This is a genomic window from Serratia sp. CMO1 (genome assembly GCF_015689115.1).
Classification (GTDB): Bacteria; Pseudomonadota; Gammaproteobacteria; order Enterobacterales; family Enterobacteriaceae; genus Serratia; species Serratia marcescens.
On sequence record NZ_CP065032.1, the window covers coordinates 3,336,967 to 3,360,744 of the forward strand.

The window sequence follows — 23,778 nt, forward strand, 5'->3', positions numbered from 1 at the left end:
CTGCTATCCCTCTACTAATGATTCATCTGCCCGCTGCCATAGTGGCAAAGGTGTAAAACTATATCACAAAGCACGCTTTACGGGAAAATAACCGCCGCTGTTTCACGGAAATTGTGCAGATAAGTGCGCTAAAAACGCATCGGCACAGACGATGCCGCGCCGGAACATGTATAATCCGCGCAACGAGAACAAGGAGCCAGACAAGCCCATGAACGCAGAATCATCCAGCCGAGTGCAAAACGTTGACCACCAGGAAATCGCCAAGTTCGAGGCCGTCGCCTCCCGCTGGTGGGATCTGGAAGGCGAGTTCAAACCGCTGCACCGCATCAACCCGCTGCGCCTGAACTACATCATGCAGCGCGCCGGCGGCATTTTTGACAAGCAGGTGCTCGACGTGGGCTGCGGCGGCGGCATTCTGGCGGAGAGCATGGCGCGCGAAGGCGCCAAGGTAACCGGGCTGGACATGGGCGCGGAGCCGCTGCAGGTCGCCCGGCTGCACGCCCTGGAAAGCGGCATGGACGTCACCTATGTGCAAGAGACAGTGGAAAGCCACGCTCAGGCCAACCCGCAGCGCTACGACGTGGTCACCTGCATGGAGATGCTGGAGCACGTGCCGGATCCGGCCTCGGTGGTACGCGCCTGCGCCCAACTGGTGAAACCGGGCGGCCACGTGTTCTTCTCCACCATCAACCGCAACACCAAAGCCTGGCTGATGGCGGTGATCGGCGCGGAGTACGTGCTGAAGATGGTGCCGCAGGGCACCCACGATCATAAGAAGTTCATTCGCCCTTCCGAACTGATCGGCTGGGTCGACGGCACGCCGCTGCGCGAAAAACACATGATCGGCCTGCATTACAACCCGATCACCGATCATTTCAAGCTTGGGCGCAACGTTGACGTGAACTACATGGTGCACACCCAGCACGAAGGTTAAACGCGGTAAACCGCGCCGGCCCTGCATTACCGGGGGGCGGCGCCATTGACGTATTCGGAAAAATACCTAATTTTCGCGACTTCGATCAAAATAGCGGTTGTAAACAGTTTTTTAGAATATTAAATCAGATCAATATGCCGTTTTTTTCTAACGTTTAATAAAGCGCCAAACGATCGGTTTTTTCAGTTTTTAAGGAAAATCTGATCTCGCTTATTGACAAGCTTGTCGCGCCAGTCACGGCGCGCACTGCGAAAGGCAAGTGACATTTCACCCCCAAGTTATCCACAAATTAGGCGGGTTTTGTTCACTTGCAAACGCCGTTTTTTCTCACTATCTTGTTACCTCACCGACATACAACCCCTATATATAGTGTTTACATACTGAGCAGAGCGACTACACTTCTGCTTAGGGGCACCATACGGACAGGTAAAACACCACATGAACCAAAGTCTGCTTGTAACTAAACGCGATGGCCGTAAAGAGCGCATCAACCTCGACAAAATCCACCGGGTCATCGATTGGGCCGCAGAAGGATTACACAACGTCTCGGTTTCTCAAGTAGAGTTGCGTTCCCACATTCAGTTTTATGACGGCATCAAAACCGCCGATATTCACGAAACCATCATCAAAGCCGCTGCCGATCTGATCTCCCGCGATGCGCCGGACTATCAGTACCTGGCCGCTCGCCTGGCGATCTTCCACCTGCGCAAAAAGGCTTACGGCCAGTTCGAACCGCCGAAGCTGCACGCTCACGTGACGCGCATGGTCGAGATGGGCAAATACGATAAACATCTGCTGGAAGACTACAGCGCTGAAGAGTTCGAGCAGATGGACTCCTTTATCGATCACTGGCGCGACATGAACTTCTCTTATGCCGCCGTCAAGCAGCTGGAAGGCAAGTATCTGGTGCAGAACCGCGTCAGCGGCGAGATCTACGAAAGCGCCCAGTTCCTGTACATGCTGGTGTCCGCTTGCCTGTTCTCCAACTACCCGCGTGAAACTCGTCTGGACTACGTCAAACGTTTCTACGACGCGATTTCCACCTTCAAGATTTCGCTGCCAACGCCGATCATGTCCGGCGTGCGCACCCCAACCCGTCAGTTCAGCTCCTGCGTGCTGATCGAGTGCGGCGACAGCCTGGACTCCATCAACGCCACCTCCAGCGCCATTGTGAAATACGTTTCGCAACGCGCCGGCATCGGCATCAACGCCGGCCGCATTCGCGCGCTGGGCAGCCCGATCCGTGGCGGGGAAGCTTTCCATACCGGTTGCATTCCGTTCTACAAACACTTCCAGACCGCCGTCAAATCCTGCTCGCAGGGCGGCGTGCGCGGTGGCGCGGCAACGCTGTTCTACCCGATGTGGCACCTGGAAGTGGAAAGCCTGCTGGTGCTGAAAAACAACCGCGGCGTTGAAGGCAACCGCGTGCGCCACATGGACTACGGCGTGCAGCTGAACCGCCTGATGTACCAGCGTCTGATCAAGGGCGAAGACATCACCCTGTTCAGCCCGTCCGACGTGCCGGGGCTGTATGACGCATTCTTCGCCGATCAGGACGAATTCGAACGTCTGTACACCCAGTACGAAAAAGACGACAGCATTCGCCAGAAGCGCGTGAAAGCGGTTGAGCTGTTCTCGCTGATGATGCAAGAGCGCGCCTCTACCGGCCGCATCTACATCCAGAACGTCGACCACTGCAACACCCACAGCCCGTTCGATCCGCAGATCGCGCCGGTGCGTCAGTCCAACCTGTGCCTGGAAATCGCCCTGCCGACCAAGCCGCTGGAAGACGTCAACGACGAGAACGGCGAAATTGCGCTGTGCACCCTGTCCGCCTTCAACCTGGGCGCGATCGACAGCCTGGACGATCTGGAAGAGCTGGCGACCCTGGCGGTGCGTTCACTCGACGCCCTGCTGGATTATCAGGATTATCCGATCAAGGCCGCGCACCGTGGCGCGATGGGTCGTCGCACCCTGGGCATTGGCGTGATCAACTTCGCCTATTACCTGGCGAAAAACGGCGTGCGCTACTCCGACGGCAGCGCCAACAACCTGACCCACAAAACGTTCGAAGCCATTCAGTACTACCTGCTGAAAGCCTCCAACCGCCTGGCTCAGGAACAAGGCGCTTGCCCGTGGTTCAACGAAACCACCTATTCGCAGGGCATCCTGCCGATCGACACCTACAAGAAAGACCTGGATGCGATCTGCAACGAGCCGCTGCACTACGACTGGGAAACCCTGCGCAAAGAGATCCAGGAAACCGGTCTGCGCAACTCGACGCTGTCCGCCCTGATGCCGTCGGAAACCTCTTCGCAGATTTCCAACGCCACCAACGGCATCGAGCCGCCGCGCGGCCACATCAGCATCAAGGCGTCGAAAGACGGCATCCTGCGCCAGGTGGTGCCGGAGTATGAGCGTCTGAAAGACAACTACGAGCTGCTGTGGGAAATGCCAAGCAACGACGGCTATCTGCAGCTGGTGGGGCTGATGCAGAAATTCATCGACCAGTCGATTTCGGCCAACACCAACTACGATCCGACCCGCTTCCCGGGCGGCAAGGTGCCGATGAAGCAGCTGTTGAAAGACCTGCTCACCACCTACAAGTTCGGCGTGAAAACGCTGTACTACCAAAACACCCGCGACGGCGCGGAAGACGCCCAGGAAGATTTGCAGCCTGCCAAGGCCGGCGATGACGACTGCGAAAGCGGCGCCTGCAAGATCTAAAGTTTGACCTAGCGGGCCGGAGTTTTCCGGCCCCTTCATTTAGCCACGTTACGATGGATTCAGGCTTATGGCTTACACCACTTTTTCTCAGACCAAAAACGACCAGCTGCAAGAGCCGATGTTCTTCGGCCAGTCGGTAAACGTTGCGCGTTTCGACCAGCAAAAGCATGAAATCTTCGAAAAGCTGATCGAAAAACAGCTCTCCTTCTTCTGGCGCCCGGAAGAGGTTGACGTTTCCCGCGATCGCATCGATTATCAGGCGCTGCCGGAGCACGAGAAGCACATCTTCATCAGCAACCTGAAGTATCAGACGCTGCTGGACTCCATCCAGGGCCGCAGCCCGAACGTCGCCCTGCTGCCGCTGATCTCGATCCCTGAGCTGGAAACCTGGGTGGAAACCTGGTCGTTCTCCGAGACCATCCACTCCCGTTCCTACACCCACATCATCCGCAACATCGTCAACGATCCGGCGCTGGTGTTCGACGACATCGTCACCAACGAAGAGATCAAGAAGCGCGCGAAAGACATTTCCGGCTACTACGACGATCTGATCGAGATGACCAGCTACTATCACCTGCTGGGTGAAGGCACCCACCAGGTGAACGGTAAAACCGTCACCGTCAATCTGCGTGCGCTGAAGAAGCAGCTGTACCTGTGCCTGATGAGCGTGAACGCGCTGGAAGCGATCCGTTTCTACGTCAGCTTTGCCTGCTCCTTCGCGTTCGCCGAGCGCGAATTGATGGAAGGCAACGCCAAGATCATCAAGCTGATCGCTCGCGACGAAGCGCTGCACCTGACCGGCACCCAGCACATGCTGAACCTGATGCGTTCCGGCGCCGACGATCCTGAAATGGCGGAGATCGCCGAGGAGTGCCAGCAAGAGTGCTACGATCTGTTCGTGCTGGCCGCCCAGCAGGAGAAAGAGTGGGCGGAATACCTGTTCCGCGACGGCTCGATGATTGGCCTGAACAAAGACATCCTGTGCCAGTATGTGGAATACATCACCAATATCCGCATGCAGGCGGTCGGCCTCGGTCTGCCGTTCGAAACCCGCTCCAACCCGATCCCGTGGATCAACGCCTGGCTGGTGTCCGACAACGTGCAGGTAGCGCCGCAGGAAGTGGAAGTGAGCTCCTACCTGGTTGGCCAGATCGACTCGGAGATCAACGCCGACGACCTGAGCGACTTCGAACTGTAAGCGATGACGACGCCAACCGTGACGCTGCGCGCCGCCGGCACGCAGCTCTCTTGCCCTAACAGTGAAAACTGCCTGCTCGACGTGCTGGAACTGCACGACGTGCAGGTGGAGTACCAATGCCGCTCCGGCTATTGCGGCGCCTGCCGCCTGAAGCTGGTGAAAGGCGAAGTGGCCTACCGCCAACAGCCGCTGGCGTTTATCAACGCCGGCGAAATCCTGCCCTGCTGCTGCATGCCGCTGACGGATATCGAGCTGGAAATGTAAAGTCGGGTGCCGGAAACCGCGCCTGAAGACCAGAAGGCGGGGTTGCCCCCGCCCTAGGATTACCGCTTCACCTCACACGCCAACCTGATCAGGATAGTGATATTTTCCTGGTAGATTTTCAGCTCGCACAGCGAGTCTCTTATCATCCAGATAAATAACAAAACCGTAATACATACAACGGTTAGCGAGTGAAACACATGCCTTAAGCGCATGCTTGCCTCCTTGCTGTGAAGGGGCTACCATAACGGTGTCTAGGCGTTAGGGCAGCCCCATTCTGATTTGAGAGTCAGTCTGGGGCTTTCATCTATCCGCCTTGTCACACAATGCCCAAGACGAACAGTCTCAAGCACCCGTCAAGAGAGTAACAGCATTCCCTCACCGCGAATATCCCCTATAACATTATGATTAATCAGGGATATATAACTATCCTCAAAGTATTTCGCTTAGTGCCCCTTTCCCGCCGATGTGTAAAAAAGCACCGCGTTGCGGGCGCGCGTACGGCATATCTCGCAAGGATGGGCGCCCGCCTTGCAAACGGCGTTAGCGTTGGCGGATCCCCTGTCGCTCAGCGTGCGGACGGTGCAGGTTACGGCGGCGATGCCGGAATGGCACAGCGAACGCATCGCCTTTCTCGGCGACGCCGTGCACGCCATGAGCCCGGCGGGTGGGCTCGGCGCCAACACCGCGCTGGTAGACGCCGCCAGCCTGGCGGCGCATCTGGCGCACTCAGACAGCGCCGGGCAGGCACTCAGGAACTACGGTACAGAACTGCAAACGCGAGGCGCGGCCGCAATACGTCTTTCACGCCTGGCGTCCGAACGGCTGATGCAGCGCGATGAGGCCGACAAGACGGGAGACTCAGCAACGCCGATGCCCGTCACTCGATAATTTCCACCACTTCCAGCCAGGCGTTTTTACCGCACGCCTGGCTCCCATTCAGCCAGCGGCGCAGCATATCCAACGCCAGCATCGCCACCGACTCCTGACGCAACCGCAGACCGTGGCGCGACGCGCGATAACGCACGGTCTGGCCAATGCCGCCGCGCGGCGTGTGCAGCGCAATGCTCACCTGCTCATCGCGCATGGCGCTGACCGCCAACGCCAACGGCGCGCCGGTCAATTCCGCCAGCGAGCGGGCGCGCGCCAGCGTCGTTTCCAGCGTTTCGATGCAGTGTGCCGGCAGCAGCTCGCCACCCGCCAGCGGCGCCCCTTCGCTCTGCAGCTGCAGATTGATCAAACCGCCACTGAACTGCTCGCTCAACGCCAGCTTCAGCCCTTGCTGATTCAGGCGCTGCGTCAGCGTCGCCGGCAACCCGTCGGTGCCTTCAAAAATGCAGTTGTCCCCCGCCACTTCGCGCACGCGTCGCCAGGCCAGCTCCATTTCCGCACGCCGGCTTTCCGGCCCGGTCAGCTTCAGTTCGATGATCGGGCTGGAGGAACGGTAACCCAATACCACATCCGGCGGCAGCGGCATGCCATCCAGCTCGGCGGCCAGATCGCTCTCGGAGGTGCCGAAGGTCGTCAGGCGCAGGCACAGCGGCGGCGCCGGCAAGGTGAAGCGCTGGCGCAGACGCGGTACGATCTGCTGCTCGACCATCACTTTGAATTCCGACGGCACGCCGGGGGTGAAGAACATCAGGCATTGGTTCAGCTGCAATGCGAACCCGCAGGCGGTGCCCACCGGGTTATCCAGCATTTCCGCGTTGGCCGGGATCTGCGCCTGCTTGCGATTGGAAGGGGCCATCGGCCGCCCGCGCTCGGCGAAATAGGCTTCCATGCGCGCCAACCAGTCAACCCGTTCGACCAGCTCTACGCCGCTGGCTTTCGCGGCGGCCAGCGCGCTGAGATCGTCGCTGGTCGGCCCCAGGCCGCCGTTGACGATCAACACATCGGCGATATGGCTGCGTTCCTGCAGGATCTCGATCAACGCAGAGAGGCTGTCCCCGACCGTTTCACGCCCGCTCATCGGCACCCCCTGCTGGAACAGGTAGTCCGCCAGCCAGGCGGCGTTGGTATCAATAATTTGCCCGTGCAGCACCTCATCGCCGGTGCTGAGCATCTCCACCCTTAACATTGATCTCTCCCACATTTTTTGGTCATTCCACTATAGAAGCCCGTAAATAACTTTTCACTAGCCGCCTTCGGATAATTTCAGCCTTGGGTCCGTTTCTCATGTGCCATGCCGGTCGCCGCAATGTAAATATTTATTTACATCATGCGTAACGCCGGTTTGACACGAATTAGGGCTTCCACTATCCTGCCATCCTCATAAATCGTTACCTATAATTTTCAAAATCTTTCGGCTGGTAGAGAAAAAACGTGAAGAATCGCACTCTTGGCAGTGTTTTTATCGTGGCGGGCACCACCATTGGCGCCGGGATGCTGGCGATGCCGCTGGCAGCGGCCGGCGTCGGCTTCGGCGTCACGCTGGCCTTACTGGTCGGGCTGTGGCTGTTGATGTGTTACACCGCGCTGCTGCTGGTGGAGGTTTACCAGCATGAGCAGGCGGATACCGGTCTGGGCACGCTCGCCAAACGTTATCTCGGCGGCGGCGGCCAGTGGCTGACCAGCTTTAGCATGATGTTCCTGATGTACGCCCTCACCGCCGCCTATATCAGCGGCGCCGGCGAACTGCTCGCCACCAGCATCAGCCAATGGACATCGCAGGACTTCCCGGTGTCGCTCGGCGTCCTGCTGTTCACCCTGGTGGCCGGCGGCGTGGTGTGCATCGGCACCCACTCGGTCGACTTGTTCAACCGCATCCTGTTCAGCGCCAAAGTGGTATTTCTGGTGGTGATGCTCGGCCTGATGTTGCCGAATATCCACCAAACCAATCTGATGACATTGCCGCTGGAGCAAGGCCTGGCGCTGTCGGCCATTCCGGTGATCTTCACTTCTTTCGGCTTCCACGGCAGCGTGCCGAGCATCGTCAACTACATGGGCGGCAACATTCGCAAACTGCGCTGGGTATTTATCATCGGCAGCGCCATCCCGCTGATGGCCTATATCTTCTGGCAGCTGGCGACGCTGGGCAGCATCAGCTCCGACACCTTCGTCGGCATTCTGGCGCAGCAGGCCGGGCTGAACGGCCTGTTGCAGGCGGTGCGCGACGCGGTGGCTTCGCCGCACGTTGAACTGGCGGTGCACCTGTTCGCCGATCTGGCGCTGGCGACCTCGTTCCTCGGCGTGGCGCTCGGGCTGTTCGATTTCCTGGCCGACCTGTTCAAGCGGCAAGATAACGTGCGCGGCCGCCTGCAAACCGGCGCCATCACCTTCCTGCCGCCGCTGGCCTTCGCGCTGTTCTACCCGCGCGGCTTCGTGCTGGCGCTGGGATTCGCCGCCATCGCCTTGTCGGTGTTGGCGCTGCTGTTGCCTTCACTGCTGGTGTGGAAAACCCGCCAAAAGCATCAGGCGCAGTATCGCGTCTGGGGCGGTACGCCGGCGCTGGCGTTGGTGTTTGTCTGCGGGGTGACGGTGATCGCCATCCAACTGGGCATCGCCAGCGGCATGCTGCCGGCGGTCGGGTAAGCGACGAAAGACAAGAAATGATAAAGAGAAAGGGGCCGCAATGGCCCCTTTTTGCTGAGCGTCAGAAGCTCAGGCCCACGCCGACATAAGGGCCATCGGCCAGCGTATTGTCGCGACGCCCGTCTTTGCCTTCCATTTGCATGTAACGGTAGCCCACGTCCACGCTCAGCGGACGGAACTTCCAGCGCAGGCCGCCGCTGGCTTCGTTATAGGCCTTCACGCCGCTGGTGAAAGACTCAGGGGCAAAGTACCCTTCGCCGTGCAGGCTGAAGTAACGGTTAATTTCCCACTCCAGGCCGCCGCCCAGCGCCACCGCCCCGCCGCTCTTCCCATCTTTCGGGCTGAGGTACAGCGCTTTGGCGCCCACGGTCGCCGTCAACGGCCCCAGCGGCACGCCGAAGTTCAACCCCACGCTGCCGACGTTGCCGTCGTGGTCGCTGCGCGCCCAGTTGCCGGTCAGGCCAAGACCTGAAGAGCCGGTGCTCATGCCGACGCCCAGGTTGGTGTAGTGTTGCCCGGCTTCGCCCGACACGCTGATGGCGTTCGCCGCGCCGGTCACCAACAGCAATCCTGCCGCGCACGCGACCCAAGTCTTTTTCATCATCTTTCCCTCTGGTTTGTCATCCGTACCGAATGATCGAATCAACGCATAATAATAACGTCACGAGTCTATACCAAAGCGCAATGAGTATTTAAGGGATAAAAGCGAAAAAATTCTTCAATAATCAAATAAATGTAAAAATTTGCAAACAAAAATCCATATTCGTCAAGGCGATGCCAACGATAACCGAGACCTATTTGCCGTCGCTCGGCAATAGGGCTACAACTAGTAGTGGCTTTGACCAAGGTCAGGGGAAGAAGCCCCGCCAAAGGACTATGCTGATGAACGCTTAAACCGCCCGAGTCTTTACTTAACTGCACTACGATAAGGAGCAAGTGATGAGCAAGAAAGGACTGACCACCGCAGCCGGCGCCCCGGTTGTCGATAACAATAACGTGATCACCGCGGGCAAACGCGGCCCGATGCTGTTGCAGGACGTGTGGTTCCTGGAAAAACTGGCCCACTTCGACCGTGAAGTCATCCCCGAGCGTCGCATGCACGCCAAGGGATCCGGCGCCTACGGCACCTTTACCGTCACCCACGACATCACCCGCTACACCCGCGCCAAGATCTTCTCCGAAATCGGTAAGCAGACCGACATGTTTATCCGCTTCTCCACCGTCGCCGGTGAACGCGGCGCCGCCGACGCCGAACGCGACATTCGCGGCTTCGCCATGAAGTTCTATACCGAAGAAGGCAACTGGGATCTGGTGGGTAACGATACGCCGGTGTTCTATCTGCGCGATCCGCTGAAATTCCCCGATCTCAACCACGTGGTGAAACGCGATCCGCATACCAACCTGCGCAATCCGGTCTACAAGTGGGACTTCTTCTCCCACCTGCCGGAATCACTGCACCAGCTGACCATCGACTTCAGCGATCGCGGCATTCCGAAGTCCTACCGCCACATGCACGGCTTCGGCAGCCACACCTTCAGCTTTATCAATGCCGCCAACGAACGTTTCTGGGTGAAATTCCACTTCCGCTGCGAACAGGGTATTGAAAACCTGATGGATGAAGAGGCGGAAGCGATCATCGCCAAGGATCGCGAAAGCTCACAGCGCGATTTGTTCGAGGCGATCAAACGCGGCGACTTCCCGCGCTGGAAGCTGCAAATTCAGATCATGCCGGAACACGAAGCCTCTCAGACGCCATATAACCCATTCGATCTGACCAAGGTATGGCCGCACGGCGACTACCCGCTGATCGACGTCGGTTATTTCGAGTTGAACCGCAATCCCGACAACTACTTCTCCGAAGTCGAACAGGTGGCGATGAACCCCGCCAACGTGGTGCCGGGCATCAGTTTCTCGCCGGATAAAATGCTGCAGGGCCGTCTGTTCTCCTATGGCGATGCGCACCGCTACCGCCTGGGCGTCAACCATCACCAGATCCCGGTGAACGGCGCCAAATGCCCGTTCCACAACTATCATCGCGACGGTTCGATGCGCGTGGACGGCAACAGCGGCAACGGCGCCACCTACGAACCGAACAGCTTCGGCCTGTTCCAGGAGCAGCCGGACTTCAGCGAGCCGCCGCTGAGCATTGAGGGCGCGGCCGATCACTGGAACCATCGTGAAGACGACGATTACTACAGCCAGCCGCGCGCGCTGTTCAACCTGCTGAGCGCCGAAGAGCACCAGCGCATGTTCACCCGCATCGCCGGCGAACTGTCGCAGGTGCCGGAACAGATCCAGCGCCGTCAGGTCGAGCTGTTCACCAAGGTGCATCCGGACTACGGCGCCGGCGTCGCCAAGGCGTTGGGGCTGAAATAACCCTCCTGCAGCCATCCACTCAGCCGCCCTTTCGGGCGGCTTTTTTATGCCTGGGAGAGACGCTGCGCCACCCACTGCTGCAACTGGCGGCGCGAAATCTTGATGCCGCCGTTTTTCAGCTCGTCAGGCAACGGGAGCAACGCCGCCGGGCGTTGGAAATTGGCCAGCTGGTCCTGCGACCAGGCGAGCAGCGTCGCCAGCGACAGCGCCGGATCGCCGTCGATCACCGCCACCGGCCGCTGGCCGAACTCGGCGTCCGCCATCGGCACCACAAACGCCTGCGTGATCTGCGGGTGCGCCGCCAGCACGCGTTCGATATCCTCGGGCTGCACCCCTTCGCCGCCGCTGAAAAACAGGTTGTCCAGCCGGCCGAGAATGCGCAGTTCTCCCTCAGCCATCACGCCGCGATCGCGGGTCGCGAACCAGCCCTGTTCATCGGCCAACGGCTGCAGATAGCCATGACGCCAGTAGCCGAGCGCCAGGCTGTCAGCGCGGATCCAGACCTCTTCGCCCACCAGTTTTACTTCGCGGCCGCCGAGCGGCAGGCCGACGCCCGGCCGCGCATCGGCGCGCTTGGCGCACACCGTGGAGGCCAGTTCGGTCAGCCCGTAGCCGCACCAGCAGCGGATCCCCGCCGCCTCCGCCCGTTCGGTCAGCTCCACCGGGATCATCGCGCCGCCGAGCAGCACCGCTTTCAACATCATGCCCGTCAGGGGTTGCTCCAGCAGCCGCCAGAGCTGCGTCGGCACCAGCGAAGCATGCGTGCATCCCGCCAATGCCTCCGCCAGCGGCTGCATCTCGCGCACCGCCAATCGGGCGCCCGCCGCCAACCAGCGCCAGACGATGCCCTGGCCGGAGACGTGAAACAGCGGCAGTGACAACAGCCAGCAATCCTCACGTTGAAAATCCATCAACCGCAACACCCCGGCGGCGCTGGCCAGATGATTGGCGTAGCTGTGCGCCGCCGCTTTCGGCATGCCGCTGGAACCCGAGGTCAGCGTCAGCGTCGCCAGACGCTGCGCATCCCACGTCGGCAGGTCTGGCCAACGCGGCTCGGTCGAGGGCGGCGTCAACCGAATCACCTCTTCCGGCAACGCCGGCAACGAGTCCGGGCCGAAGACAAAGGTCATATCCAATTCCGGCAACAGCTGCGCCAACAGCGGCGTCGGCAAGGCGGGATTGAGCGGCAACAGGCGCGCGCCGCATTGCAGCAGCGCCAGATAGGCCAACAGCAACGGATAGCTGTTTTTGCCGCAGAGCGCCACGCCGCAGCCCGGTTCTACGCCCTGATGCTGAAAGTCCGCCGCCAGTTCATCCACCTGGCTTTGCAACGCCAGCCAGCTCAGCGGCCGTTCGCCGAGCAACAGCGCCGTCGCCTGCGGCTGAAGGCGCGCCCAATGCCGCCACGGCCAATCGCTTAACCGCGCCATAGACACTCCAGCGCCGAGACATCCAGCAGCGGCAACGCGCTGCCCGGCCACGGGCGCAGCACCTGCGCCTGCATCAACCCCAGCGTGTCCAGGCCCGGCACGGTGTCCGGCGTCAGCCAATGGGCGATGCGCGCCAGCTGGGTCAACCCCAGGCTGGACTCGATGCTGGCGCTGATCACCGCCGTCAGCCCCGCCGCGTGCGCCTGCGCTACCAGCGCCTGGCAGCGCGTCAGACTGCCGACCAACGTCGGCTTGATCACAATGGCCGCCACGCCCGGCTCGGCCTGCACCACAAAATCCGCCTCGCGCACGCTCTCATCCCAGGCGATGGCGATGCCGGTCGCCCGGGCGAAATCGCGCGATTCATCACGGGTCTTGCAGGGCTCTTCCAAAAAGGCGATGCGATCGCGCCACGCCGGGTTGACGTATTTGGCGAAGCCGTCGGCTTTGGCGCGGGTCCAACTGCGGTTGGCATCCAGCCGCAGCCGCAGATCCGGCAGCGCCTCCAGCAGCACGTTGACGATCATGCCGTCGCGCACCGCCTCATACAGCCCTACTTTCACCTTGGCGACTTTCTCGCCCGGCAAAGCGCTCAATGTCTCGAACAGCTCGTCCGGATCGCCGGTACACAGCGGCGCCTTGCGAAAATCCGCCTGCATCGGCAAGCGCTGCTCCAGCTCGGCCTGCGCACAGCTGAGCCCAAAGGCCACCGAGGGCAGCGCGCTGTCATCCGGTTCGTTGCCCGCCAACCACGCCTGCAGCCAGCCCAACGCGGCCTGTTCGGCCTGCGCCAACGTTTCCCGACTGAATTCCGGCAGCGGCGCGATCTCGCCCCAACCCTCACGCTCGCCCTGGCGCAGTTGCACCACCCATCCGTCACGCGTTTTCAACCGCTGATTGCGCAGCACCACGCCCGCCTCCATCGGCAGGCTGTAACGGTATAGCGCCGCGCTGCGGTTTGCTCCGCTCATTACGGGTTACGCTTGAATTTGCTGAAGTCCGGTTGGCGCTTCTCGTTGAACGCGTTGCGCCCTTCCTGCCCTTCGTCGGTCATGTAGAACAACATGGTGGCGTTGCCCGCCAGCTCCTGCAAACCGGCCTGGCCGTCGCAGTCGGCATTCAGCGCCGCCTTCAGGCAGCGCAGCGCCATCGGGCTGTTCTGCAGCATTTCGCGGCACCAGCGCACCGTCTCTTTTTCCAGATCGGCCAGCGGCACCACGGTATTGACCAGGCCCATGTCCAGCGCGGCGGCGGCGTCGTACTGACGGCACAGGAACCAGATTTCGCGCGCCTTCTTCTGGCCGACGATGCGCGCCATGTAAGACGCCCCCCAGCCGCCGTCAAACGAGCCCACTTTCGGGCCGGTCTGGCCGAAGATGGCGTTATCCGCCGCGATGGTCAGATCGCACATCATGTGCAGCACGTGGCCGCCGCCGATCGAATAGCCGGCCACCATCGCCACCACCGGTTTCGGGCAGGTGCGGATCTGGCGCTGAAAGTCCAGCACGTTGAGGTGATGTACGCCGCTGTCGTCGCGATAGCCGCCGTAGTCGCCGCGCACTTTCTGGTCGCCGCCGGAGCAGAAGGCCCTATCGCCGGCGCCGGTCAGAATAATGACGCCGATGCCGTCGTCGTAACGGGCGTTGGCCAGCGCGTCGATCATCTCTTTGACCGTTTGCGGACGAAACGCGTTGCGCACCTGCGGCCGGTTGATGGTGATTTTGGCGATGCCGTCGGCGGACTTGTGATACAGAATGTCTTCGAAATCGCCGGTGCAATCCTGCCAGGCAATGGCGGCATACAGGTGTTCTTCATTCGGATAAAGCATGTTCGGTTCCTTTAACCAGGGTTAACGAGAAAGGTCTGCAGCTCGGCGACGAAATCCTGCGGATTGGCCAGATGCGCGTTGTGGCCGGCCTGCGGCACGATGCGCAACGGCAACCCGGCGTCGCGCGCCAGCCGTTGAAATTTGGGGTCGTTCTCACCGCACAGCACCCGCAGCGGCACGGTCAGTTGGCGCAGCTGCGGCGCCAGATAGGGCTGCCGCCCGAGCGACGTGGCTTCGAGCATGTCGGCAATCGCCGGGCCGCTGTTGACCGAACGCGCGGCGATCAACGCCTGACGGTGCACATGGCTAAGCTCTTTGAACACCGGCTGCTGATACCAGTCCGCCAGCACCTCGGCGATCGGTTCACTGCGAAAACGCGCCGCCCACAGTGCATCCTGCTCGCAGCGATGGCGGCGCTGTTTTTCGTCCTCCAGCCCCGGATTGCCGCCCTCGACGATCACGCCTTGCAGCCCGGCATGGCGGCCGTGGCAAGCGTGATACATGGCGATGCGCCCGCCGAGCGAATAGCCCACCAGCCAATAACGTTCAATATTGCGCAGCTGCAGCGTAGCGGCGATTTGCGCGCTGATGTCGTCGAAGCCGCGGCAGGTCACCGCCACGGAATCGCCGTGGCCGGGCAGATCGATGGCCAGCGACGGCCATTCCGGGCAGCGCGCGGCGATCACCCGCCATTCGTTGTTGTTGCCGAGCAGGCCGTGCAGCCACACCAGCCACGGGCGGCCCGCTTCGCCCTGTTGCAAAATTCGCGTCGCCAGCATCATTGCACCGCCATCTGTTGCACCAGGTATTGCAGGCTTTCGGCTCCTGCGCTCGGTGGCACCTGCAGTTCTATCAGCGTGGCGCCGCCGCGCCGCCAGCCTTGCTCAACCGCCTGTTGCAGCTGGCTCCAGTTTTCCGGCCGCGCGTAGTCAAGCTGGAACATCGCCGCCGCGTGGCTGAACTCGACGTTCTGCGGCATGCAGTAAAAGCGTTGGCGCTCCTCGTCCGGCGTCGGCAACAGCGAGAAAATTTGGCCGCCGTTGTTATTGACGACGATCAGCACCGTCGGCGCCGAACCGTGGCGCAACAACGCCAGCGCATTGAGGTCATACAACGCGGAAAGGTCGCCCACCACCGCCAACGTCGGCCTCGCGGTGGCGCGCTGTACGCCAGCGGCGGTGGAAATCAGACCGTCGATGCCGCTGGCGCCGCGGTTGCTGAATACCGGGTAAGCGGCAGGCAGCGTCGTTAACGCGTCGATCAGTCGCACCACCAGGCTGTTGCCGAGAAACAGCTGGCCGTTCTCCGGCAGCAGCTCCGGCAGGCGGTGCGCCAGCTGCGCTTCGCCAAAGTTATCGTGCAGATGCGTGGACGCCGCCGTCAGCGCCTTATCCGCCAAGGCCGCCAGCCCGGCGGCCCACGGTGCGCGCGGTTGCGCCGGATGCTGCGCCAACCACTGCGCCACCCCGGCGCGCAAGCGCCGCCCCCGGTGCTGGGCCGGATCGAGCCGCCCCGGCAGCTCGTCGATAACCCAATACTCTTCCGGCCGGCACTGCGTCTGCCACTGCAGCAGGCGTTTGCTGGTCAAGCTGCCGCCGAACTGCACCACCAGCTGCGCGTCTTGCAACAGGCGCTGCGCCTGCGGATGCGCGAGCCATAAATCGGCGCAGGGCAGCGGTTGCCCGGTCTGCGACAGCACATCGCCGATCAGCGGCCAGCCCAGCGTCTCGGCCCAGTCGGCCAGCCGCGCGCCCTCTTCCGCGCTCATGCGGCCGGCCAGCACCACGCCGCGTTTTTGCCGCCAGAAGAACCAGTCCGGCTGCGGCGACGACGCCGCACGCGTCTCGCTTTCCTGCAGCCACGGACGATCGCCCTGCCACCAGTCGCCCAGCGCGGCGGACCAATCGGCATACTGACGCTCATCGCCGCCGTACAGCGGTTCGGCGAACGGGCAGTTGATATGCAAAGCGCCATGCTGCAGGCGCGCCATCGCGCTGTCGACGCTGGAGGCCAGCCACGCGGCCGGAATATCCGGCGTCGGACGCGGCAGATCGATCGCCAACGTCGGGTGGCTGCTGTAGAGACCGTTTTGACGGATCGCCTGATTGGCGCCGCAGTCGATCAGTTCCGGCGGCCGATCGGCGGTGAGAAACACCAGCCGTTCACCGGTCAGGCCGGCTTCGATCAACGCGGGATAAAGGTTCGCCGCCGCGGTGCCGGACGTGACGATCACCGCCACCGGCTCATGCGCCGCCTTCGCCAGACCGAGCGCCAAATGGCCGAGCCCGCGCTCATCAAAATGGGTATGGCAGATAAACGATCGGTTGGCCGCAGCGGCCAGCGTCAGCGGCGTGGAGCGCGATCCCGGAGCGATACAAACATGCCGCACCCCATGGCGGGCCAGCGCCTCGAGCAGCACAGCCGCCCACCGGCGATTAAAAACACTTGTCGACATAGTTCGCTCACAAGTCAGTTAGCAGAGATCGTCTCCGGCGCAGCCGACGGACGCCGCGCCTGTAGTTACGCTCTGTATTATATGAGGTGTTATTTTCACGGCTTTTGCGCCAGCGCAAAAACGCCGTATATCCCTGAGTGTTTACACCAGATAATTATTTGATTTAGAACAAAAAATAAACAATTAAAACACAAATACTTTACACTTGCGGCGACGCCGGCTCAATCCGTCCATACAAAAACAAGGGAAATAGAGGCGCTCCAACGGCGGCTAGCGGGAAGTATAGGCGGGATAAGGGCAAGCGATCGGGGAAACGGCGGGATGAACGACACAGTCTGCAGAAAAGCACGAGGCGGCCTGCGCCGCCCCGATGACATGATTTATTTGCGGGCCAGCAGCAGCCCCAACACCAGCCCGACGGTGGCGCCGATGCCCACGCCGTGCCAGGGTTTGTCCCGCACGTAGTCGTCGGTGCGGTGCACCGCTTCTTTGGCGCGCGCATAGTAGGATTCGCCCGTGTTCGCCCAGCGCGCCTTGACCTCACTCAGCGCCTGCTCGGCGTGCGACTTGATGTCGATATAGGCCTGATCCGCACGATCGCCGGTGTATTGCAGCACTTCTTCCAGCGTCTCGGTCAGCATTCTCAGATCGTCATCCAGCGTAGTTTGCTCAGCATCCGTATGTCTTGCCATCGTGAGATCTCCGTGGTTGAAAAATTAAGCGTTCCTACACTATAGACAAGGATCACCGCCTGCGGCCATCGGACTTTTACCCTAAAACACCAATTGCACCTTGGCGGCCAGGCGTTTATCGCCGGCAAACGTCAGCGCCTGCGCCAACTGCCCGCTGGCGAATTCCGCCGACAGCAACGGCAGCGGATCGATCACGCCGTCGGCCAGCCAGGCCACCGCCAACGCGAACTCCGCCACGAAGCGGAACGATCCAAGCAGATTCAGTTCCTTGGCAATCAACAACATCAGCGGAAAATCGGGGAAGCTGCCGCCCATGCCCACCTGCACCACAGTGCCTTTGGCGCGGGTGAGCTCCAGGCAGCGCTGCAGCGACAGCGGATGTCCCGCCACTTCGAAGGCGACGTCGAAATAGCCCTTGCCCTGCTGATAGTCGCTAAAATCGTCGTCCGCAGCATGCAGGCACCGATTCGCCCCCATTTGCCTCGCGATCGCCAGGCAGCGCGGACTGAGATCGGCGCAGACAATCTCGGCGGCGCCCAGCGCTTTCAGCGCCGCCACCAGCAGACAGCCGATCGGGCCAACGCCGGACACGAAAATCTTTTTCCCCGTCACATCGCCGGGCTGCTTCGCCGCGTGGACAGCCACCGCCAGCGGTTCGGCGAACACCATCACCCTGTCGTCGCGATCGGCGGCGTAAGGAATGCACTGCGCGCTATCCACCACTTTGTATTGGGTAAAAGCGCCGTCGACGTGCGGAAAATACATCGCGCTGCCGAAAAAACGCATCTCGACGCATTGATTGCTTTGCTGCGCCAGACAGTATTTGCACTGCCCACAGGGTGTGCTGGGATTGAGCGCCACCTTCTGCCCGACCGGCAGCTGCGGCGAATCGCTGGCGACCACCTCACCGATCACCTCATGGCCCAGCACCATCGGCTGACGCACCTGAAAATTGCCGACCTTGCCTTCCTGGAAGTAATGCAGATCCGAGCCGCAGATGCCGCCGCGGCTGATTTTCACCAGCGTTCCCTGCCCCCGATAATCCACTTCTTGCGCGATCACCGCCACGTCTCGCTTGCCGTTGACCACGCAGGACTGGGTTTGAATTTTCATCTCCAGACTCCACGGAAAAAGGTTACACCGCCGCCGACATGCCGCCATCGACAAACAGCAGTTGCCCGTTGACGAAGGCGGAGGCGTCGGCGGCCAGGAACACCGCCGCACCGATCAGCTCCTGCGGATCGCCCCAGCGCGCGGCGGGCGTGCGTTGGGTCAGCCAGGCGGTGAAGGCCGGATCGTCGGCCAGCGCCTGCGTCATCTCGGTTTTGAAGTAGCCGGGGGCGATGCCGTTGACCTGAATATTGTAGCGCGCCAGCTCCACGCACATGCCGCGCGTGAGCATTTTCACCGCCCCTTTGGACGCCGCATAAGGGGTGATGGTGTCGCGGCCCAGCTCACTTTGCATCGAGCCGATGTTGACTATCTTGCCGCGCCGGCGCGGCACCATGTAACGCGCCACGGTCTGTGACACGATGAAGACCGCCTTCTGGTTGACGGCGATGATGTCGTCCCAGTCTTGTTCCGGAAACTCGGTGAACGGGTGGCGGCGCTGGATGCCGGCGTTGTTGATCAAAACGTCTATCGCGCCGATGTCCGCTTCGATACGGTCGATGGCGGCATGCACCGCCTGAGAGTCGGTGACGTCGAACGCCGCCGCCTCGGCGCGCAGCCCCTCTTCGCGCAAACGATCGGCGGCGTGCCGGGCATGTTCTTCGGTGGTGGCGTTGATCAGAATATGCGCGCCTTGCTGCGCCAGGCCGCGTGCCAGCAGAAAACCGATGCCGCGCGAGGCGCCGGTGATCAAGACGGTCTTGTTATCCAGTGAAAACAGATTGTTCATGGTGATTCCCGGCCATCAGGCCTCCAATCGGACAGGCCTCTATCTCAGCCGATTGTTACCGGTAAAAACGTGATGGAAATCACTGAAAATCATGTTACGAAACCCTGTTACCCTTAACGTGATCTCACGCAGGCAGCAAGAGGGGAAAAATCATCTATCCGATTGAAAAATGGCTATTTCCAATAGAAGTGCATTCATTTTTATCGCCAAATCGATGGGTTAACATACCGCTATCCCCCTTGCCGCGCCGCCCGTGAAGGCCACCGAATGAAACACCTCCGCGTTACGCGAAAGGACATCACACAATGGGCCGGCGTAACCCAAACGCCGGGTGACCAAACGCTGGTGGTGAACTGCCGTCTCTCACTCGGCGGCACCGTTTGAGCCGACATTCGGGCCAACCGGCGGCGTAGCGCGGGCTTTTTCGCTGCGCGCCGCCCACCACAGACCGCTGTTTTTCATCGCATAGCCGAATAGCAGCCCCACCAGCAGGGAAAGCGTCACCAGCGGCCAATCGCCGCCGCCGGCGAAGGTCGCGCAGGCACCGATAAAGGTGCCGGGCACGAACCCCAACCACTGCTGTTTGGCCTGAATGCACATCAGGAACGCCACGACGCCGGTCAGCAGATACCCCAGCAGATTCCACTGCGGGGCCAGTTCGCTGCCGCGGATGATCGCCATTGCCCAGAAGACGCCGCTGCAGCAGGTCAACGCGCTAATCAACAGCCCTTTCAGCCCGCCCTGCGGGCAGGCGAAATACGCCGTGCAGCCCAGAAAACCGGCCCAACCGATCAGCCCCAGGCTGACGGCAACCCAGCCCCAAACGCCGGAGAGGATCCCGGTAGTAACGGCAATGGCGAAAAGAACGTTCATAAAGTGACCCGCGGCAAAAATAAAGCGCGCAGTTTACCCGAAGCGAGTGATTTTTTCGTGACTAAAATCACGAAAAAAATGCAAATAAGGAAATGTAAATATCAAAAAATCAATGTGTATCACAAAAAAAGCCAGCGTGACGAGCACGCTGGAATAACACAACACCAGGGAAATCACGATCTCAAATGAAATGCCTACATGCGACGCCTGTCGCCTCCCTCCCGAACGCCGGTTTCAGCGTGGGAAGCCCGCACGCGTTACCATGACGCTCAACGTCAAACAAATCACGGCGCTGCTCAGGAATAACAAGTGGGTCGCCAAATGCAAATCGGCGTGGTCGATCACAACGCCCAACAGGATCGGCACCCAGTTAGCAATATAAGCGATCACGTAGAACAGGGAGATCAAACGCGCATGGCTGGCTTTCGGTGAAATCAGATTCACCAGCGTGGCGCTGCCGACGAAGATCGCGCCATAGGCGTAACCGGCGATCACCATGCCTGCGGCGGCCAGCGCCAGCGAATGGATCTGAATCGCCACGGCGAACACCCCGACCGACAAAGCCTGAGCCAGGCAACCGAACAACAGCGAATGGCGGGCGTTGATGCGACGACTCAAAATCTGGCTGATGCCGGCAATCACCAGATAGACGGCGACCACATAGCCAAAGACGCCACGGCTCTGCATATCCAACAGCTTTTCGGCGACGCTCGGCCCTATCGCCAGAATGCTGGCGGCAACCGCCCAACAAATGAACAACGCCCCGGCGCACAGGAAGAATTTGCCGCCGGTCGCGCGCAGGCCATCCGCCAGAGAGCTCTTCGCCACCGGCGCGTTATCCGCCGCTGCGCTATCGGCCTGCGCCGCCACCGCCTCTCGCGGCCAACGCAGCATCACGCCCAGTGCGGCGACGGCGGCGATGGCCATGATGATGATGAACGGCAATGACGTGGTATGAAAACCGGTTTGCAGGGCGACGCCGCTAAAGATCGGGCCCAGGGCCAATCCGGTGGTAAAGGACAGCGTCGCGATCAACGCCGCATTTTTTCCGCCGTCCTGCGGCCCGAAACGCACCAACGCGATATTCGCCGCACCGGTCAGGGCGCCGGTGCCGACGCCGGCCAGCAGCCGTGCCATAAACATCATGAAGAACGATGACGCCACCGAAAACAGCAGCGCGCCAAGCAACACCACCAACAGCGCCGGCACGATCATGCTGCGCAGGTCTTTTACTTTCCCCGCCATATTGCCTACGCCGAATAGCGAAATCAGCACGCCGGCGGCATAAGCGCCGTAGATGATCGTCAGGCTGACCGAGCTCAACGCCAGCTCATGTTGATAAAGCGGATAAAGCGGCGTCGGCGCGCTGCTGTTCAACAGCGCTGACATCAATGCCAACGCCAGAAACAGCAAGATAGCGAAATGCGATGTACCCGCCTTCGCTTTAGCCGTTTCTTCAACGGCGATACTTTCTGACATGTTCTACTCCCGAATCGATCAGGCATTCGCCCTAAATAAATGCGCCTTCCCGTAGGCCACGCGGCTTCAGGAAGCGCGCTTATCATAGCGTTGGGCTATCACGCCCAAAATAGCCAAGAATGCATCATCGTGATTCATTAATGCAGCATCGCAGCGTCAGGCATGCATTTCTGCAGCATGCGACGCCGCCAAGCGATGGCGCAACCGCCCAATGCCACGCCATACACTGCATGGTTGGCCAGGCTGGCGATCAGCAAAGCCGGATTTTTGCCGGCCATTCCCCAAAACCCCAACCCCACCGAGGGATAAATGAAGCACAGCGAGATCAGCGAACAGGCCAGGCCATACGTCAGCGCCCCGACGAACAGGCCGCCCCCCGACTTAACGCGCGGGCAGATCAGGCAATAGAACGGGATCGCCAGGCTAATGCCGGCAAAATAGTGCGCGCCGTAGCCCATCATCAGAGCCTCTGGCACATCGGGAATGTCGCCAGGCCGCAAAAACCAAAATTGCCCCTGCAGCCATTGATTCATCAGTTTGCCGATGAAGGCCAGGTTGAGCTTGCCGATGAGACCGACGCTGGAGGCGACACTGTTCACCCCATCCATCGTCAGCGTCGCCACTATGCCAAACAAGACCGCCATCGCCATGACGCCAATCGGACGCATGTTCATTGTTTCGTTCCTTATCACGTTATGCCACCGCCGCCTGCTCGGACTTGGCCGAAGCACGCTTGCGCACCGCCAACGCGCCGGACAACACGATCAGCGCCATACCGGCGGCGGCGATATAAGACAGCCGCTCGCCAAATATCAGATAGCCAAGCAGCGTAGAGAAAATAATGGTGCTGTAAGAGAGAATGCTGACAATCACCGCATTGCCACCCCCGTAGGCGCGAGTCATGGCGATCTGCCCCAGACTGCCGAAGACGCCAATGGCGCAGACGCACAGCAGCATTGCGCCGTCCAGCAAGGAAAAGCCCAGTAACGCAGTCATCAGGCCGCCAACCAGCGTTCCCACCAGCGAGAAATAGAACACCACGCGCAGTTCCGGCTCTCCGCGCCGCACCAGCTTGCCGACGTTAAAGTAAGCCAGCGCGGTCAACAGACCGGCCGCCAGCCCGACCAGCGTGGCAACGTACTCCCCGTTGGGGGCGTCGGGGCGCAGCAATACCAAAATGCCGGCAAAGCCCAACAGCACGGAAAACAACAGCCGACCGGTCAGTTGCCCTCGGGTCGTGATAAACGCGATCGCCGACTGAAAGAGGGGATTGGTATAACCCAACGTGGTGGCGGTGGCGATCGGCAGATGTATCAGCGAATAAAAACCGCAGTACATCGCCGCATTGCCTATCGCCGCCCGCTTCATATGCAATCCGAGATGACGGGTGCGAAAACCGAGGCGCTGGATCTTGATCAGCGCCGCGACGATCAGCACATTGATGAGAGAACGATAAAAAATGATGTCGAAAAATCCGACCGTCGTCGACGCCAACTTGATGCAAGCACCCATCAGCGCAAAGAACCCGCTGGCGACGACCATCCACAAAGCTACCATGATCTTCTCTTATTAACGGCCTTTGGTCTGGGCCGTATCAACACTACCCGGCGGCTTTCACCGTCAACGGTTTATCGTCCGCGCAAGCGAAGAACACCAGCATTTCGGCGCCTTGCTCGCCGGAAACGCCTTGGTGCACGATATCCACGGTATCGGTAAACGAATCCCCCTGCCGGAACGTGCGGCGTTCACCGGTTGTCCTGACGGTGAGCGAAACGCTGCCGCCGCTCATGTACACTGCGCTGATGCAAGGATGCGTATGCCAGGCCAGTACCTTGTTCGGCTCTACCGTCACCTTCAGCATGGTGATCTGCGGTGCGCCGGCGGGATACTGACGATATGCCGAGCCCTCCCACGCGCTGTCGGTCTTGAGCAACGTCGTTTTGACGATGCCTTCGCCATGCCCCTCGGCAGCCTGAACCGGCCCCTGAAATACTGCCAACAATGCCAAAATGCCCCACTTAACCATCTTATCGCTCCCTGACTGCCGCGAGTAAAAATGCCAGGCGCCGCGCGCGGTGAACCTGGCGAGTTGAA

23 protein-coding genes are annotated in these 23,778 nt (G+C 60.6%); 7 read left to right on the forward strand and 16 right to left on the reverse strand.

Going from position 1 to position 23,778, the window contains the following annotated elements; all coding sequences use genetic code 11:
* Positions 1 to 208 precede the first annotated feature (208 nt).
* The 4 genes from ubiG to yfaE all read left to right on the forward strand — a co-directional run bounded on the left by ubiG (position 209) and on the right by yfaE (position 5,123).
* Positions 209 to 934, forward strand: a complete 726-nt coding sequence (ubiG, locus tag IT763_RS15915; protein WP_004935909.1) for a bifunctional 2-polyprenyl-6-hydroxyphenol methylase/3-demethylubiquinol 3-O-methyltransferase UbiG — start codon at positions 209 to 211, stop codon at positions 932 to 934.
* Between the two features lie 438 nt (positions 935 to 1,372).
* Positions 1,373 to 3,661, forward strand: coding sequence for a class 1a ribonucleoside-diphosphate reductase subunit alpha (gene nrdA / locus IT763_RS15920; protein ID WP_016926928.1), 2,289 nt, complete (start codon positions 1,373 to 1,375; stop codon positions 3,659 to 3,661).
* Positions 3,662 to 3,728: 67 nt separating this feature from the next.
* A complete protein-coding gene (nrdB, locus tag IT763_RS15925; protein ID WP_004935915.1) occupies positions 3,729 to 4,859 on the forward strand; it encodes a class Ia ribonucleoside-diphosphate reductase subunit beta in 1,131 nt (376 codons plus the stop codon).
* 3 nt (positions 4,860 to 4,862) lie between these two features.
* Entirely contained in the window at positions 4,863 to 5,123 is a 261-nt protein-coding gene (yfaE, locus tag IT763_RS15930) for a class I ribonucleotide reductase maintenance protein YfaE (RefSeq protein WP_016926927.1), read from the forward strand.
* A 59-nt stretch (positions 5,124 to 5,182) separates the two neighbouring features.
* Here the strand turns inward: yfaE and IT763_RS23480 are convergent, their stop codons facing one another.
* The gene (locus IT763_RS23480; protein WP_004935921.1) at positions 5,183 to 5,335 is read right to left on the reverse strand and encodes a Hok/Gef family protein; all 153 of its coding nucleotides are present in this window, start codon (positions 5,333 to 5,335) and stop codon (positions 5,183 to 5,185) included.
* A gap of 316 nt (positions 5,336 to 5,651) precedes the next feature.
* Here IT763_RS23480 and IT763_RS15940 point away from each other — a divergent pair, with 316 nt between their 5' ends.
* Entirely contained in the window at positions 5,652 to 6,011 is a 360-nt protein-coding gene (locus tag IT763_RS15940; RefSeq protein ID WP_233504956.1) for an NAD(P)/FAD-dependent oxidoreductase, read from the forward strand.
* Here IT763_RS15940 and IT763_RS15945 read toward each other — a convergent pair.
* Positions 6,001 to 7,197, reverse strand: a complete 1,197-nt coding sequence (locus IT763_RS15945) for a nicotinamide mononucleotide deamidase-related protein YfaY (RefSeq protein WP_049300056.1) — start codon at positions 7,195 to 7,197, stop codon at positions 6,001 to 6,003. The two genes, IT763_RS15940 and IT763_RS15945, sit on opposite strands and share 11 nt — an antisense overlap.
* A gap of 245 nt (positions 7,198 to 7,442) precedes the next feature.
* On the opposite strand from IT763_RS15945, the gene tyrP reads away from it, so the two are divergent.
* Positions 7,443 to 8,651, forward strand: coding sequence for a tyrosine transporter TyrP (gene tyrP / locus IT763_RS15950; RefSeq protein WP_015378562.1), 1,209 nt, complete (start codon positions 7,443 to 7,445; stop codon positions 8,649 to 8,651).
* A 61-nt stretch (positions 8,652 to 8,712) separates the two neighbouring features.
* On the opposite strand, the gene IT763_RS15955 is transcribed toward tyrP, so the two are convergent.
* A complete protein-coding gene (locus IT763_RS15955) occupies positions 8,713 to 9,252 on the reverse strand; it encodes a YfaZ family outer membrane protein (RefSeq protein ID WP_004935943.1) in 540 nt (179 codons plus the stop codon).
* 338 nt (positions 9,253 to 9,590) lie between these two features.
* On the opposite strand from IT763_RS15955, the gene katA reads away from it, so the two are divergent.
* A complete protein-coding gene (gene katA, locus IT763_RS15960; protein ID WP_206194830.1) occupies positions 9,591 to 11,027 on the forward strand; it encodes a catalase KatA in 1,437 nt (478 codons plus the stop codon).
* Positions 11,028 to 11,071: 44 nt separating this feature from the next.
* Here katA and menE read toward each other — a convergent pair whose 3' ends face one another.
* The 13 genes from menE to IT763_RS16025 form a co-directional block, all read right to left on the reverse strand.
* Positions 11,072 to 12,457 carry an o-succinylbenzoate--CoA ligase gene (menE, locus tag IT763_RS15965; RefSeq protein ID WP_206194831.1) on the reverse strand — a complete coding sequence of 462 codons (1,386 nt, stop codon included), beginning with the start codon at positions 12,455 to 12,457 and terminating at the stop codon, positions 11,072 to 11,074.
* A complete protein-coding gene (gene menC / locus IT763_RS15970; RefSeq protein WP_206194832.1) occupies positions 12,445 to 13,428 on the reverse strand; it encodes an o-succinylbenzoate synthase in 984 nt (327 codons plus the stop codon). Before menC ends, menE begins: the two co-directional genes overlap by 13 nt.
* Positions 13,428 to 14,285, reverse strand: a complete 858-nt coding sequence (menB, locus tag IT763_RS15975) for a 1,4-dihydroxy-2-naphthoyl-CoA synthase (RefSeq protein ID WP_016926920.1) — start codon at positions 14,283 to 14,285, stop codon at positions 13,428 to 13,430. Before menB ends, menC begins: the two co-directional genes overlap by 1 nt.
* Before the next feature lie 11 nt (positions 14,286 to 14,296).
* Positions 14,297 to 15,067, reverse strand: a complete 771-nt coding sequence (gene menH / locus IT763_RS15980; protein WP_049300059.1) for a 2-succinyl-6-hydroxy-2,4-cyclohexadiene-1-carboxylate synthase — start codon at positions 15,065 to 15,067, stop codon at positions 14,297 to 14,299.
* Complete coding sequence (gene menD, locus IT763_RS15985) at positions 15,064 to 16,740, reverse strand: 2-succinyl-5-enolpyruvyl-6-hydroxy-3-cyclohexene-1-carboxylic-acid synthase (protein ID WP_206194833.1); 1,677 nt, start codon at positions 16,738 to 16,740, stop codon at positions 15,064 to 15,066. The genes menH and menD overlap by 4 nt, the downstream gene beginning before the upstream one ends.
* A gap of 380 nt (positions 16,741 to 17,120) precedes the next feature.
* Complete coding sequence (gene elaB, locus IT763_RS15990; protein ID WP_028127745.1) at positions 17,121 to 17,432, reverse strand: stress response protein ElaB; 312 nt, start codon at positions 17,430 to 17,432, stop codon at positions 17,121 to 17,123.
* Positions 17,433 to 17,513: 81 nt separating this feature from the next.
* Positions 17,514 to 18,545, reverse strand: coding sequence for an L-idonate 5-dehydrogenase (gene idnD, locus IT763_RS15995; protein ID WP_206194834.1), 1,032 nt, complete (start codon positions 18,543 to 18,545; stop codon positions 17,514 to 17,516).
* A gap of 22 nt (positions 18,546 to 18,567) precedes the next feature.
* Positions 18,568 to 19,332 (reverse strand): gluconate 5-dehydrogenase, encoded by a 765-nt coding sequence (gene idnO / locus IT763_RS16000; protein WP_016926915.1) that lies wholly within the window; start codon positions 19,330 to 19,332, stop codon positions 18,568 to 18,570.
* Between the two features lie 363 nt (positions 19,333 to 19,695).
* Positions 19,696 to 20,205, reverse strand: coding sequence for a DUF1097 domain-containing protein (locus tag IT763_RS16005; protein WP_016926914.1), 510 nt, complete (start codon positions 20,203 to 20,205; stop codon positions 19,696 to 19,698).
* A 234-nt stretch (positions 20,206 to 20,439) separates the two neighbouring features.
* Complete coding sequence (locus IT763_RS16010; protein ID WP_016926913.1) at positions 20,440 to 21,684, reverse strand: MFS transporter; 1,245 nt, start codon at positions 21,682 to 21,684, stop codon at positions 20,440 to 20,442.
* Positions 21,685 to 21,821: 137 nt separating this feature from the next.
* The gene (locus tag IT763_RS16015) at positions 21,822 to 22,358 is read right to left on the reverse strand and encodes a DUF2938 family protein (protein WP_164053651.1); all 537 of its coding nucleotides are present in this window, start codon (positions 22,356 to 22,358) and stop codon (positions 21,822 to 21,824) included.
* 19 nt (positions 22,359 to 22,377) lie between these two features.
* On the reverse strand, positions 22,378 to 23,241 hold the full coding sequence (locus IT763_RS16020; RefSeq protein ID WP_049241827.1) for a DMT family transporter: 864 nt from the start codon (positions 23,239 to 23,241) through the stop codon (positions 22,378 to 22,380).
* 43 nt (positions 23,242 to 23,284) lie between these two features.
* Complete coding sequence (locus IT763_RS16025) at positions 23,285 to 23,710, reverse strand: cupin domain-containing protein (RefSeq protein WP_049300062.1); 426 nt, start codon at positions 23,708 to 23,710, stop codon at positions 23,285 to 23,287.
* Positions 23,711 to 23,778 lie beyond the last annotated feature (68 nt).